This window comes from Butyrivibrio sp. NC2002 (assembly GCF_000702265.1).
Taxonomy (GTDB): domain Bacteria; phylum Bacillota; class Clostridia; order Lachnospirales; family Lachnospiraceae; genus Butyrivibrio.
In genome coordinates this window covers 550,705-564,921 of record NZ_KL370881.1, presented here as the reverse complement: position 1 = coordinate 564,921, position 14,217 = coordinate 550,705, and the positions used below count along the sequence as shown (strand labels likewise).

Genomic DNA, 14,217 nt, shown 5'->3' with positions numbered 1-14,217 from the left:
TTGCTCACTCTCCCTTCTTCTTACGCTCCGGAAACTCCATGGAAAACTTGAACTGGAAACCGCTCCTCTCTTCGCCATCCTTATTGGTGTAGTCATACGCCTCCACACCTTCAGGCTTAAGAAAAGCATCGTAGCTCTTGCCCTTCTTGCTCTTAAGACCTTTCATAAAGATCTTTTCTCCTGCAAGAAGCTTCTTGATCTGCTCCTCGTCAAGCTTTCTTCCCATGGCATAGCCAAGGCTCATGCCGCACTTCTCGGTGCAGTATGCTCCATACTTGCCGACAACAACATCTCCGCCACACTTAGGGCATTTTCCGATTGCTTCTTCTGAACCAAACATCTTCTTTTCCTCCTCGCTTACGCTACTGTATGTTTTTATCAAATCAGTTACCATGTCCTTAATGCCCTTAATAAAGGCATCCGCACTCATCTCACCCTTGGAGACAAGGACAAGTGCGTTTTCCCAGTCCGCCGTCATCTGCGGAGATTTCACCGCATCAGGCAGGATGGTTATGAGCTTGATTCCATCATCCGTGGGAACCAGCTTTTTCTTATCTCTTTTGACAAAACCGTCTTTTACCAGCTTCTCGATGATATCCGCTCTGGTGGCAGGTGTGCCGAGACCCTTACGCTCTACATCATCGTCCATTTCCGAAGCACCGGCAGTCTCCATATACTTAAGGAGCGTGTCTTCCGTAAAAGCTTTTGGTGGCTGCGTGAAGCCCTCCACCACTCTCGGATTCACATCACGGAATGACTGTCCTTCCCTTATTACTGGAATAGGCTTTTCTTCATCTTCCGCATCAGTCTTTACCTTAAAGCGGTTCCTGAGCATCTTTTCATACTTCTTAAAGCCTTCGGATATGACCGTCTTTCCGCTTGCATGAAACTTAAACCCATCACAGTCAAGTTCCACCTTTACACCCTTATAAATGTGCCTCCCGGATGTAGCACACAGAACACGATATGAAATGAGGTAAAGAATCTTCTTCTCTCCCTCTGCAAGTGCATCCATATTTTGTTTGCCTATTTCCATCGTGGGAATGATGGCATGGTGGTCTGTGACCTTTTTACTGTTTAAGACTCTGCCGATATCCGGCGAATAATCCTGCGGAATCTTTAATATGCTTTTAAACACCGCTCCGATCACATCTTCCGCAGTCTGTCCCATATCATCGGATAAAAACTGGCTGTCCGTCCTCGGATAAGTACAAAGACGCTTTTCATAAAGGCTCTGGGTATAATCCAAGGTCTGCTTTGCCGTAAATCCAAAGATACGATTGGCATCCCTCTGCAGGGTGGTAAGGTCATAAAGTCTCGGCTGTGCGATACTCTTTTCCTCTTCCTCCACCTTCGTAATACGCACCGGGTTAAATACGGCACATCCCTCTACGGACATTGCCTCATCTTCGGTCTTGAACTTATCGGATACCGCTTCCATGCCATTTACATCTATATGGCAGGTATAAAACGGCTCTTTCTTAAAGGTTCGGATTGCTTCGTCTCTGTCCACAAGCATTGCAAGTGTAGGAGTCTGCACCCTTCCGACTTTCAAAAGTCTGTTATAAAGCACCGTGAAAAGCCTTGTACCATTGATACCCACAAGCCAGTCAGCCTGTTGTCTGCATAAAGCACTCTGATACAGGTCGTTGTACATATATCCGGGTTTCAGATTGGCAAAGCCTTCCCTTATGGCACTCTCTTCCATGGATGAAAGCCATAAACGCTTGATGGGTTTATCACAGCCTGCCTGCTCATATACAAGTCTGAATATAAGCTCGCCCTCTCGTCCGGCATCGGTAGCACAGATAGTCTCATCCACACCTTTATCGTGCATGAGCTTCTTAAGTACCTTAAACTGGGCTTTTGTATCCTTTTTGATCTCATACTGCCAGTTCCCCGGCATGATCGGGAGCGAATTATACGACCATTTCTTTAGTGCAGGATCATAAGAATCCGGCTGTGCCAGCTCGATAAGATGTCCTACGCACCATGAAATGATATAACCGTTTCCCTCGATATAACCGTCCTGTGCATTCTTTACGCCCAGTGCATCCGCATAGGCTCTGGCCACACTGGGCTTTTCAGTAACCACTAACTTGTATCCCATAGCAGCCTCCTTATAAAGAAGCTTCCTTTGACTTGGTGGCAGTCTTCTGAGGAGCATCGTGCTTCTGCTGTGATACTTCCGCCTTTTTCTCGGAAAGCCTGTCCTTAAGAGATTCTCTCGGCTTTTCCTCCTGTTCCTTGCCTCTGGACTTATAAAACTCCACCATGCCCTTCAGATCTCTGTTGGATACCTTGGTCTTTTCAGTCTCCCAGATCTTTTTTCCATCTGCGCCCTCACCGACGCAGTGATCCTTGCGTACTGTGGTATGGCCATCAGCAGGTAGCTTCATCCACATGCCCTTACCATACTGATCCTCATGCACCGCATTTGACCTTGCTACAAATGTTGCCCAGGGACTATGATCATTTTCATCCTTGTTAGGAATAAGGATCTGCTTATACTCCTTGCCGTCCTTACCCGTAAAAGGCTCTCCGACACATCCCTTGCCAAACTTGATGGTGATCTCATCCATCTTCTTTTTTTCTGCTGTCTGTTCCATAAAACTCATTTCTCCTTTCAAAAGATGACGGAGAGGTTATCCTCTCCGCCGTAAATGTGTTTATTCATCTTTTTCTGATACATCTGCTGCGCTCTCCTCTTCCGTATCAGCTATTGTTGCATCTTCCATATCCTCCGCCGTAGGAGCAGGTCTGTCTTTCTGTTCTTCTGTAGGTTCAGGATAATCTGCCGCATCATCGGCATTATCAAACCAGGCGTCATTAGGATCCTTTTCCTGCTCATCCGCATCGTCTGCATATACTTCCTCTTCGGCTTCTTCATCTTCATCCTCGACAAAATCGCCGTCCTGCTTTTTCTTAACTACCTTGAAATAATATGCAGCCCCGATCACACCGCCGCCAAAGATAGCCATGATGATATATCCCAAAATCGGATTGCTCTTAACAGGCTCTTCCGGCTCCTCTTCGGCAGGCTCTTCCGGTTCAGTCTCCTGTGGTTCCTTCGGTGTCTCAGTAGGAGTCTCAACTTCGTGGGTATCGTCGATATCCGTATTGTTATTAGGCAATGCGCTCTCCGTCACAGGGATCTGCGATTCAAGAGCCGCTGAGTTCTTAGGCAGAGTCTCCGAATTATCTGTTGTTACATTAAGCAGGTCATTCTCCGTGATCTCTGTCAGGAAATAAACCATCTCCTCCTGTCCGTCACGATCAATGATCAGATAAAAGACCTTGCCGCTTGCAGCTTCGATGGTATAAAACTCTTTTCCAAGGTTCATATCCTCGCCGTTCTCTCCATCTGATAAAGCAGCCTCCTCTGCATCAGCCTTGGCAAACTCGGCTTTTTTCTGCGCCTCGGGAGATGTATTGGTGCTGGTTGAGGTACTTGTAGTGCTTGTCGTATTTCCATTACTGTCAGTCTTTGTGTGATCTGTAACCGTTGCGGTCGCACTGGAAGGCTTCGTAGCCTCCGCACTTGCAGGAAGCTGTTCTGCCGGATTACTGTCATCATCAGAGTTAGGATCCTTGTAGTAAGGATTCTTTGTCTTATAAACCTCCGATACATTCCCGGCATTATCCATGGCTGTGATCGTGAAATACTCATAGCCTGCATCGAACTGGGAAAGCCTGATATTTACGGTTCCGTTCGTAACATCAGTAAACTCATATCCGTTCACATAGATAACCTTTACGCCGGAGTCATTATCGGATGCCTGGATAGTGAGAAGTCCGTCCGATACCGCCGCATTCAGCGTAGGCTTGCTTGTATCAAAGCACTTGATGGAACGGCTTCTCTCATAGCTCTTATCATTAGCATCCGTCACAAGCACATATACGGTGCAGTTCTCGGAAATCTCAAGGAACATATCCTCTGTTACATCGTTGTAGCTGCCATTCTGTCCGATCTTTGCTTTCACGGACTTTATGGCAAAGTTCCCTGTATCAAGGATATCTTCGACCTTAAAAGTGACCTTTGCAGATGTACCGCTTGAGTACCATCCCGAAGGAGTATTGATCGTAATCTTTACGCTCGGCTCCTTATATGCGCAGTCCTTATAGTTCTGACTACATACAGGGCAGTCCTTGTTGTAATCATACTGGCTGCACTTGTGGTCACAGATACACTCAGGTTCCGGCTCAGGTGTAGGTTCAGGAGTCGGTGTGGGATCATCTTCTCCAGTCTCACCACCGTCCTCACCATCCCCGGATTCATTTTCGGAGGCGCTGTCTCCTGTGTTGGAAGTATCCTCGGCATCGGAATTATCCCCGCTCGAAGGATTTTCAACTGTTGTATCTGTTCCTTCATCTGTAGAACCTCTATCTGAAGCATCATCACTTGATGACGAATCATCTGTAGTTCCTGCTTCATTACCTGTCACGCTCTCTTCGGCATATACCGATACCGCCGTGGAACTGTTCGCAATGAATGCCCCGACCGGCAGTGCAAATAGCATCACCGATAAGATCAGCGATGCAATAATCCTAACTGATAACTTTCTTTGCATTTTCGTTTGTCTCCTTTTCATTTTCTGCATGAAAGGCCCCGCCTTCATCGGGCGGGGTCTGTTTTACTTCCTTATCCCTTGCAGCTATCATGTCCGCAACCTCTTTTTCAGAAAGGCTGTTAAACAGTGCCAGCTGCTCCGGTGTTATATGTTTCTTTCTAATGATCTTCATCGCTTCCGCATCATCCGCTTCCTGTTCGAGTCTTGCCCAGTATTTCTCACGTTCGGTGTAATACTCTTTCTTCTCGGCGGCATGAATACGGTTTTTCTTGATTGTTTCTCTTTTCATCTTGCCTCCTTAATGTCCCGGCAATCTGCCAAATGCGTAGAAATGGCTCTGCCAGTATGGTGTGTTAATGGAAGAGTATTTGATGGGATCGCCTGCATGGATCATCTGACCATTGCCGGCATAGATACCAACATGGGTTACCGGATTGCCGGAATTGTATGTACCTGTGAAAAAGATAATATCCCCGGCTCTCGCTTCTGATGCGCTGATATGCTGGCACTGGTTATAGATGCCCTGCGCTGTGGTACGTGGCAGATTGTAATATCCGCTGTGAGTCACCACATAGCACACAAAGCCCGAACAGTCGAAGCTCGTTGAAGGACTACTACCGCCCCATACATAAGGGTATCCGAGATAGTTCTCCGCTTCTGCTATAAGTGCAGCTACATCGCCACTGCCACCGATAGGATCTGTCGTGCCATAAATGGATCCGTTACCGTTTTCAAAATAGAAAAGCGGATTATAATACTCTCCATCTGATAAGCACTCCAGATGTAAGTGGCTTCCCGTTACGGCTCCCGTACTTCCGGTCTTGCCTATAATCTCTCCATGCCTTACTGTCTGCCCTGCGCTGACATTCATACTTTCAAGATGCGCATACTTCGTAGTAAAGCCTTTTGAGTCCGTGATCACGATATAATTCCCGTAATCATCGTCATAGGCTGCCGTGGTAACTGTTCCGTCATGCCCGGCATAAACCTCTGTCCCTTCCGGTACTGCGATATCAATGCCCCTGTGGAACTGATTCTCTCCGGTAATGGGATTCTTCCTATAACCGTAATAGCTCTTTATAAGGCTGTACCAGTCCGTATCAAGAGGCGTGTAAAACTGCTGTAATGCACCGTTGGTCTGCTGATATGCCGCATATAACACGCTCGCATCATCATTCCCGGTAAGACGCTCCGAAACGATATCCTCCAAAGGCTTTCTTGTAAGCTCCACATCAAGGATCGTAACGGTATATTCCTCTTCCACTTCTTCCTCTTCACCGGTTTCCTCATTCGTAACAGTTACCGTGCGGGTTCGTGTCTCTTCCCTTGGTGTAAGGGTCAGCTCATACATCTCATCAAAAAGCGATTCGATCTCCGCCTCACAGTCCGCTGCCACCACATCAACCTTTATGGCTGACAGGTAATTGATCAGCGTAAAAGGGTTATGCCCGATTTCTTCCAGGTTATAGTTGTACTCATCATAATCGGGATAATCTTCCTCGATGCTGTCTATGGTGTTCTGCAATGCCATTTCCATTGAAGTCATGGCTTCATCCGATGCATCAAGCTGAGCTGGCTGACTCTGATAGCTTCCTGCCATAGTAGCTGACAAGCCACCGTTAAGTATGGCAGAACAACTTGATATACCTGCGGCTATAAGCATAAAAAAGAGTCCGAACAAGCCTATTGTCGCTATCGCTCCGATATGCTTCCTTGCGAACTCTGCTACTTTTCTAGCCATGTTTGTGGTTGTTGTTGCCGCTTTTTTTGCATATCCGGCAGCCTGCTTTGCCTCAGTCGTTCCTTTCTTAAGTGCCTTGGCATACTCACGCTTGATACGCTGCTTCTGAAGACGCTTCTGTATGGCTTTCTTTTTGACCTCCGGGTTTTCTTCCAAATACTTTTGATATCTGAAGTTCACCTCCGCCTTGAACTGCTTCTTTTCAAGAGCCGCTACCTTATTGCTTCGCTTTGCCTGTACGCCGTGCTTTATATTTCTCGCATGAACGATAACGGCTTCACCGGCCTCTTCTGTCCTGTGGGCAGCTTCAACACCGGAGTTATCCTTTTCATCCTCCGATATCTTGTCATGCACCAGTCCCTGCGCTTCCATCATCGCCCTGCGGTTTGCGGCAGTTATGGGATTATCACTCTTCGGCTTCTTAAGTACCTTATTGGTCTGAAGCTCATAAGTTACTTTCCCGGTCTTTTCATCGAAATGCCGCACCAGCCTGTACTCCTTACGCTGTGGCAGCTTCTTTCTCGCCTTCTGGGTTTTGGCACCAGCTTTTTCCACTTTCTTTTCAAGCATCTCAAGCTTATGGCTCTTTGCTGTCTCGGCTCCTGCCTCTTCCACAAAGTCGGTCTTTCCATGGAAATCTCCATCTGACTGTATAAAGCTGTCCTTTACCCTTACACGGCTCTCATGCTGCCTGTGCTTACGGAGTGCCCTTGTTTCTTCACGCTGAGAAGCATACTCGGTATTTTTATCATCTTCATTCTCATGTTTTTTAAAGAATTCCTGATTGACCTTTCTGCTCTTTTCTTCTGCCTGGGAAACCGTATTTGCAGGCGTAGCATTAAACATCTCCTGTGCTTCGCTTACAGCCTTACTTTTTACGGCACTGCCCTTACCTCTTCCATCAGCGGATCCCGTAGGACCCGCCCGTGCTTTCTTAAAATCTCCGGCATCGGCTTTCGCATCAAATCCCTCGGGTTTTGCCCCGGTTATGTCCGATACTGCCTTCCTTGCCGTATTATTCTTTTTCTTCGCCATCTGCATCATCTCCCTTGTCAGCAGTATGTTCCTCTTCCTCCTGTGGACGAGTGTTCATGATCGCATACGTCTTGGTGTCTGTCGGATACCTGTCCGCAAACGGAATGACCACATCATTAAAAAGAATGAGTCCGCATCCGGATTCAGAGTTTGTTACATACTGGAGCTGCTTCTCAGAAAGTCCTAGCTTATCTGCCAGGATCACCTGATCCTTTGCGTTCTGGTTAAGGAGATAAACAAAGTCCGAGTTACCAAGGATACCCTCGATTTCCTCCGAACGAAGGAAGTCTCCCACGTTCTGCGTCAAACCTGTGGGAATACCGCCCCACTTTCTGAAACGCTTCCAGATCTCCACTGAATACTGCGCTGTCTGCTTATCTCTTAAAAGCAAGTGAAACTCGTCACAGTAGTAACGGGTAGCCACCCTGCGCTCACGGTTACGGGAAACCCTGTTCCATACCGCATCCTGCACTATCAGCATTCCAAGTTCTTTCAGCTGCTTTCCAAGGTCTCTGATATCAAAGCAGACAATACGGTTCTGAGAATCCACGTTTGTCCTGTGATTGAAATAGTTCTGAGAACCATGCACATATAAAACAAGGCTGTTTGCGATACGAACCGCTTTCTGCTTTGCATCAATGGCAAGCTCCTCCGATACCGCTTTGTCCGGCTCATACTTTACGAGAGCATTGTAGAGATCTTCCAATATCGGCATATTCTCCGGTCTCGGGTCTTTGAAATACTCATCATAAATACCCTCGATACAGCGGTCGATGATACCTTTTTCATCATTGGCAAGACCTGTTTCCCCGCCTGCGATTGCATCACAGAGCGTGATCAAAAAGTCTGACTTAAGCTTAAGTGCCTCCCTGTCATTCTTATGGGAAAGCTGTATATCCATAGGATTCAGATAATCCTTTGAATTGGTCGCAAGCTTAACCACCTCACCGCCAAGTGCCTTTACAAGCGGGTAATACTCACCCTCTGGATCACAGATCAAAATGTCATCCCTTGATACAAGGAAACTTCCAAGGATCTCTCGCTTTGCAGAAAATGATTTGCCGGAACCGGGCGTACCTAAGATTACGCCGTTCGGTGTACGAAGCTTCTTACGGTCTGCCATAATCATGTTGTTGGAAAGGGCATTCAGCCCGTAATACAAAGACTGTCCCGACTGGAAAAGCTCCTGCGTATTGAACGGTACAAGGATCGCCAGGTTCTTTGTGATCAGATGCCTGCCCTCTTTCGTTTCATTGATACCGATGGGAGCTGCGGCATTCATGGCCACCTCCTGCTTGTACTGAAGGTCGATAAGCCTACAGTTTGCCTGCTGAATGATACCCGATACTCTCTGTGACACGCTTTCCAGTTCCTTCTTGTTTCTACCAAAGCTCGAAATCAGGATCGTTGTCCAGATGAGCTTCTGATTGCTGGTATTCAGATCATCCAAAAGCTCCATAGTATTCTTTTCATACAAAACGATATCCGTAGGAAGAATGTCCATGTCATATCCGGCACGAACCGCTTTTTTCTGCTCGTCGATCTTTGTTTTCTGAACATCCGACAGTGCTCTTTTTAAGAGCTTGATAGCTTCTGTTGGCTCAATGGTCCTCATATGGATGGATATAGAGATATTGCTGTCTATATCCAAGAGCCTCTTAAGCAGCTCGTCATTGAGCTTCGGGGATATGATGTCAAGATACTTCGTAGCTCCAAACATATGCCCCATCTTATATCTGCCGGGGAAACGGAACTCAAAGCCCTGCGGTGCGATATAATCCTTTACCGTGTTGCCGGACTCTGCCATTTCCTTAAATGAAAAATGGAAAGGTTCCATCTTGTCCTGATTGAAAAACTCATACAGGACTCTTAATCGTTCCTTTCCGTCGAGACACTTCGCATTGGTACCAAGGTTTTTGAGGTTCTTTATGATATCTGCCTCAAGGCTTATAAACCTCTGTCTTGCTTCCTTGATATTCTCCGCTTCAATGCCGAAAATGATATATTTGCTCTTGATGACTCCGTTATTCCCCTTTGCAGACAGGCTCTTTAACATATCCGAAAACTCCTCACGAATATCGTCGAACTTATCTCCCTGGGGAGAGATCTCAAACTGTGCCGCCAGCGTCTCCTCATTCACATGCCTGTTAAAGAGGAAGATCTGAAAGCTGATGGTCGGATCAAAATAGTTTATGAGCTGTGAATACAACCCCAGTATATCCGCCCTCTCTTCCTCATCCAGAAGCACATAGTTCAGATCATAAAACTCGATCATCTTAGTGTAATAATTCTTTCTAACCTTGCAGATGCCATCCTGGTACATCTTGTCAAAAGTTATGGTCTGCTGTGTGGAAATCTGCTTGCCGGACTGACCATTATCTCCGGAGAGCGTTTTCTTAAGCTTTTTCAGCTTTAAGAACTCCGCAAGCGTAAGTCCCGTGAATCTCTCAAAGATTGATTTTCCTGCCTTTGTCTGCAGCTTATTATTCTTCGGATTCTTTGTGCTTTTCTGAGACTTTGCCGTAACGCTCTTCTTTCCACTTTTTTTGCTTGCATTCAAGAGCTTCCACCTCCTTTTCCATAGATTCTCTTTCTCTTAACTGCTCGTAGAGGTTTTCCACCTTGTACCTTCTTATCCCGGGCCGGATGAATTTCATCTCAATAACCTGCTTCAAATACTGCTCCGCAGGCACTCCGTCCTTTTCATACATTGCTATAAAGAAGAACGGGAGCATGACTGCCACCATCATGAGGGCAGCCACGTCCGTCCCGATTACCTTTCTTGTCAGAAGATAAAATGGTACTCCCACCACGGCAGCCGCTCCAAAGCAAATAACCTGACGCTTTGTGAAATTCCCGATGAATTTCGACTTGATCGCCTTCGGGTCCTTTGCCACATCAACTGCGATTGCCATGTTTTTAGTCACCTCCGTTCTACGACGCGTGAAGGATGCTCTTCGCAAGTGATCCGGTCTTAAACAGGGAGAAGCACAGGACAACGGTATAAGCCATTACCTGCCAAAGTGCCGAGTGCAGATTTGAAGCCACTGCCACAGCATTTACAAGGACTGCGTAGATTGCCACGCAAACCATAATGAAAAATCCCTGGAAAGCCAGTGCTATGCATCCTTTGATATAGTTTGACCCGATGCTTCCCCACTCCCTGTTCACAAGGGTTGCAAAAGGCATCGGCGCTACCGAAACATAAAGATAGATTTCAATCATGCGCCCGTATAATATGACGGTGATCAAAACGGACATGATCTTCATACAAAAGCTGCAGAACATCGTTTCTATGCCAAGACCTATCAGCTCGCCTATCTCCATGGTTGACAGCTGTGACGAAAACATTGACTGAATCGTGGCTCCCACATCAAGCGAAGTGGAACCCGTGATGGCACTGGCAGCCTCACTTACCATGTGACCACCCACATCGAAGATCGCCATAACGATATCCGAGGTCTTGCTAAGCAGCATTACTGCTATGCAAGCCTTGAAAAGATATCTGAAGAAAAGGCTCGTATCGAATTCATGCATGTTGTTCTTGTCTATTACCATCGTTATCAGCTCGTAACACAGCACATAGGTTATGATGATCCCGGCTATCGGTATGATGACCGTATCTGACAGGTTTTTGATCATATTGAAAATACCTGCGTTCCATGCGCTGGGAGTCTGGCTAACCTCTCCGGCGATTGTTCCTACCTTTGTATTCACATCGGTAAACATTCCTTCGAGGTTAGACATTACCCAACCTTGCAGCATTTCCTTTATGAGTTCGGTAATCTTTTCAACGATAGTGTTCATCTATCGTGATTTTCTCCTTATGAAAAGAGAGAAGTAAGCTGAGGGATCACCGTCTGGGCGATGATTACGATACCTCCGCCCGCCATCAGCTGCTTGATTCCCTGAGATTTAGCACCAGGGTTATCGTTACCATAGCCCTCCAGCAAGTTGATGATTCCCCATACGGCTACACCTGCGCCGATGGCGGTTACGACGGTTTTAAGGGCTGTTACGCTATTAGTAAAAAATGCCATGATTTTGTTTAAAACTGACTTTTTAAGCCAGTTTTTCCTCCTTCCAAATTTGTTAATTGATTTTTGATAGTTACTTTTGGAAGGCATAAAAATACCCTGCTTCATCTATCCTTTTTATATGCGATATCGCACATATCTGATAAAATGAACGCAGGGTTTGGTTATGCCATTCCCGCTTGAGGCAGATGATGATGTTTGCTTGGTAGGCGCTCATCGTCTGCTTCCTTTATGGGTGGAATCCGCATCAGGTTTATCCGCAAGGATCCGTTTAGCTTCATCCTATGAAGTTGTAAGTGTGGCTCCGGCTCAGGTTTGGGATTTCTCCTCCTTCTCGCCTTGTACCTGTTCAATTTTTCCTGTTTCGGCATCATATTCAAATGCCGCATCCATCTTGTCCTCCGGCTTAACCACCGCATGACAGAGGTTCTTGACATATTTTTCAATGTCAAATTCATTTTTCTTGTCATAATCGGACAGCTTCTTGTACTGCTTATGCTGCGTTATATCGTATTTATCTGAGAAAAAAGGTCTCACGCCTCTCAGCTGCATGATACATTTCCCACCGTCCATGACTGCTATCTCATCCTGGCTCATGAGTTCTTTCCCGGTCTTCTGATAATTCAGACCATAGGACTGGCTTGTACCTCTTGTGTCCGAGGTATTATAAAGGTCAATGGTTTCTTTACCAAGGATTTCTGCCATTTCTTTCAAGGTCGTTTTTTCCTTGCCTCCCAAAAACAGGGTCGTGTCGCAGTTGCCTTCGATGGTGTCCGCATTGTCCTTATAAATAGCCTTGAGCTGGGACTTCGACTGTAAAATAATAGAAGCCGATATTTCACGCGATCTGATGGTCGCTATCAGCTTCTCGAACTTTGGGATCTGGCCGATATTTGCGAACTCATCCAACAGGCATCGCACATGGATGGGCAGTCTCCCGTTATAAACATTGTCTGCAATTTCGCAAAGCAGGTTAAACAACTGGGTGTACATGATACTGACGATAAAGTTGAAGGTATCATCAGTGTCGGAGATAATTACAAACAATGCCGTCCTCTCAGTACCCAGCTTATCAAGCTCCAGTTCATCATAACTGGTAAGCTCCCGAAGCTCTGCGATATCAAACGGAGCAAGCCTTGCACCGCATGAAATCAAAATACTTTTCGCTGTCTTGCCGGCGGCCAATTTATATTTTTTATATTGGCGCACGGCGAAGTGATTCGGCTTCTCTGCTTCAAGCTCATCAAAGAGCAGATCCACAGGGTTTTTGAAGCTTTCATCATCCTCTCTTGCCTCACTGGCGTCGATCATGTCAATCAGCATAGAGAAATTCTGTTCCTTTTCCGGAGCCTCATACCAGATAAAGCCAATGTATGCCGTATATAACAGCTTCTCGGCTTTCACCCAAAAATCTTCCCCGGACTGCTGGCCCTCTCCCTTCGTGTTTACTATGATCGTGTTTACCAGTTTTAAGATATCCTTCTCACTACGGATGTAGGCGAAGGGGTTATAGTGCATGGAGCGTGCAAAGTTTATTGTGTTCAGGACCTTAATTTTGTATGGCTGATAGACAGTCTTTCCCTTGTCATCCTTCACCACGGCACCGTTATCATCTAAGAGCGGAATGCCCTTTTTAAGCATCCTCCCGCACTCAACCAAAACCGTGCCTTTCGGGTCGGTAACTACATAGGAACTATGCATCTGCATCAAATTCGGCTTCACGAAAAAGCGGGTCTTTCCGCTGCCACTTCCACCTATGACCAGGATATTTTTATTCCTGGCATACTTGGGTGAGCTTGGTCTGCCCGACATCATCAGCCTCTCCGATGCTGTTAAGATGATATTGTTCTCGAATACCGGATCCATATATGGCTCGATATCCTTGGCATTTCCCCATCTTGCGCTGCCATACTCCACTCCGTGTCTGAACTTTTTGGCATTCTTCGCCTTGAAATACACGATCAGGCGAAAGCCAACTCCACACGCTACTCCAAAAAGCAGATCCATTGGATTGAAACTCGGCAAAGGATTTGCAAAAGCTTCTCCCAGCCTTGAAGCCGTATCCATAAGTCTTGGAAATAAATCTCCCTCGACCTGTCTGAACATCCATGCTGACTTATCACAGAAATATCCTACGATAACATAGGGAATGCTCATACGGATCAGCTTATTCTTATCCGTGCCTTTCATCTTTTTCCGCAAGGATTCGGGTATGTTCTTTAAATCCTTTAAGATTCCGTCTACTACCTTACTCATAGGCTCTGTCCCCGATCCTTGGTTTTTTCTCTGGCGCGTTCCCTGTTCATTGTTTGAGTCCAGAGTTCCTTATAACGGTTCAGCCTATCCCTTACGGATTCACGGTTCTGCTTCTTTTCGTTTCCATGCACAAATTCTTTGAATGCCATCGCAATCACGTCGGCATCCCTGCCCTTGAAGAAAACAACATACTTTGGCGGATCCACGGTCTTGTCTTTTTTCACGGCAAAATCAACGTTGTACTTCTTCGCAACACGCTCAAAGGATTTGATGTTGTTCTCCGTTATTTCCATGGTGTTCGCACCCTGATCCTTGCCCATGAGCTTCTTTACGGAAATCTTCCCATGCCAGTTAGCCTGCTTATTCTTAAGATGATTTAAGTAGGCAATCATAGCTTTCTTCAGCACATCGGCGGTCAGTTTGGAGGTTCTGATCACAAGGGCAATAGATTTCTGTGTTACTTCTTCCTGCATCATCATCCTCCTGTCTTTCGTTTATCCTCTGGTAATGTTTACAGCCAGGGAGGCACCAGCAGCCTCCGCAAATATATTTTTCTCATATAGTTCCTTTCCGTCCC

At 46.2% G+C, this 14,217-nt stretch carries 11 protein-coding genes; all 11 read right to left on the bottom strand.

The window, feature by feature from the left end; genetic code table 11:
- Positions 1-4: 4 nt before the first annotated feature.
- Entirely contained in the window at positions 5-2,110 is a 2,106-nt protein-coding gene (locus tag T543_RS13470; protein ID WP_026667054.1) for a DNA topoisomerase 3, read from the bottom strand.
- A 10-nt stretch (positions 2,111-2,120) separates the two neighbouring features.
- Complete coding sequence (locus T543_RS13465; protein WP_026667053.1) at positions 2,121-2,609, bottom strand: hypothetical protein; 489 nt, start codon at positions 2,607-2,609, stop codon at positions 2,121-2,123.
- 60 nt (positions 2,610-2,669) lie between these two features.
- Complete coding sequence (locus T543_RS13460) at positions 2,670-4,571, bottom strand: CD1107 family mobile element protein (RefSeq protein ID WP_080655251.1); 1,902 nt, start codon at positions 4,569-4,571, stop codon at positions 2,670-2,672.
- Complete coding sequence (locus T543_RS13455) at positions 4,549-4,860, bottom strand: hypothetical protein (protein WP_034486893.1); 312 nt, start codon at positions 4,858-4,860, stop codon at positions 4,549-4,551. The genes T543_RS13460 and T543_RS13455 overlap by 23 nt, the downstream gene beginning before the upstream one ends.
- A gap of 9 nt (positions 4,861-4,869) precedes the next feature.
- Complete coding sequence (locus tag T543_RS13450; protein WP_034486935.1) at positions 4,870-7,347, bottom strand: CD1108 family mobile element protein; 2,478 nt, start codon at positions 7,345-7,347, stop codon at positions 4,870-4,872.
- Entirely contained in the window at positions 7,328-9,907 is a 2,580-nt protein-coding gene (locus T543_RS13445; protein ID WP_051638784.1) for a VirB4-like conjugal transfer ATPase, CD1110 family, read from the bottom strand. The genes T543_RS13450 and T543_RS13445 overlap by 20 nt, the downstream gene beginning before the upstream one ends.
- Positions 9,831-10,262, bottom strand: coding sequence for a PrgI family protein (locus tag T543_RS13440; RefSeq protein WP_027215725.1), 432 nt, complete (start codon positions 10,260-10,262; stop codon positions 9,831-9,833). The genes T543_RS13445 and T543_RS13440 overlap by 77 nt, the downstream gene beginning before the upstream one ends.
- Positions 10,263-10,281: 19 nt before the next feature.
- A complete protein-coding gene (locus T543_RS13435; protein ID WP_026667050.1) occupies positions 10,282-11,154 on the bottom strand; it encodes a VirB6/TrbL-like conjugal transfer protein, CD1112 family in 873 nt (290 codons plus the stop codon).
- A gap of 17 nt (positions 11,155-11,171) precedes the next feature.
- Positions 11,172-11,387, bottom strand: a complete 216-nt coding sequence (locus tag T543_RS13430) for a Maff2 family mobile element protein (protein WP_027215726.1) — start codon at positions 11,385-11,387, stop codon at positions 11,172-11,174.
- 306 nt (positions 11,388-11,693) lie between these two features.
- Positions 11,694-13,451, bottom strand: coding sequence for a VirD4-like conjugal transfer protein, CD1115 family (locus T543_RS13425; protein ID WP_416386384.1), 1,758 nt, complete (start codon positions 13,449-13,451; stop codon positions 11,694-11,696).
- 185 nt (positions 13,452-13,636) lie between these two features.
- On the bottom strand, positions 13,637-14,113 hold the full coding sequence (locus T543_RS13420; RefSeq protein ID WP_027215728.1) for a PcfB family protein: 477 nt from the start codon (positions 14,111-14,113) through the stop codon (positions 13,637-13,639).
- Between the last annotated feature and the right edge of the window lie 104 nt (positions 14,114-14,217).

What these genes read in the sequence shown, in the direction of transcription:
- T543_RS13470 (WP_026667054.1), bottom strand. Translation starts at nt 2,110, where the DNA reads ATGGGATACAAGTTAGTGGTTACTGAAAAGCCCAGTGTGGCCAGAGCC.
- T543_RS13440 (WP_027215725.1), bottom strand. Translation starts at nt 10,262, where the DNA reads ATGGCAATCGCAGTTGATGTGGCAAAGGACCCGAAGGCGATCAAGTCG.
- T543_RS13435 (WP_026667050.1), bottom strand. Translation starts at nt 11,154, where the DNA reads ATGAACACTATCGTTGAAAAGATTACCGAACTCATAAAGGAAATGCTG.
- T543_RS13420 (WP_027215728.1), bottom strand. Translation starts at nt 14,113, where the DNA reads ATGCAGGAAGAAGTAACACAGAAATCTATTGCCCTTGTGATCAGAACC.
- T543_RS13455 (WP_034486893.1), bottom strand. Translation starts at nt 4,860, where the DNA reads ATGAAAAGAGAAACAATCAAGAAAAACCGTATTCATGCCGCCGAGAAG.
- T543_RS13425 (WP_416386384.1), bottom strand. Translation starts at nt 13,451, where the DNA reads ATGGATACGGCTTCAAGGCTGGGAGAAGCTTTTGCAAATCCTTTGCCG.
- T543_RS13460 (WP_080655251.1), bottom strand. Translation starts at nt 4,571, where the DNA reads ATGCAAAGAAAGTTATCAGTTAGGATTATTGCATCGCTGATCTTATCG.
- T543_RS13430 (WP_027215726.1), bottom strand. Translation starts at nt 11,387, where the DNA reads ATGGCATTTTTTACTAATAGCGTAACAGCCCTTAAAACCGTCGTAACC.
- T543_RS13465 (WP_026667053.1), bottom strand. Translation starts at nt 2,609, where the DNA reads ATGGAACAGACAGCAGAAAAAAAGAAGATGGATGAGATCACCATCAAG.
- T543_RS13450 (WP_034486935.1), bottom strand. Translation starts at nt 7,347, where the DNA reads ATGGCGAAGAAAAAGAATAATACGGCAAGGAAGGCAGTATCGGACATA.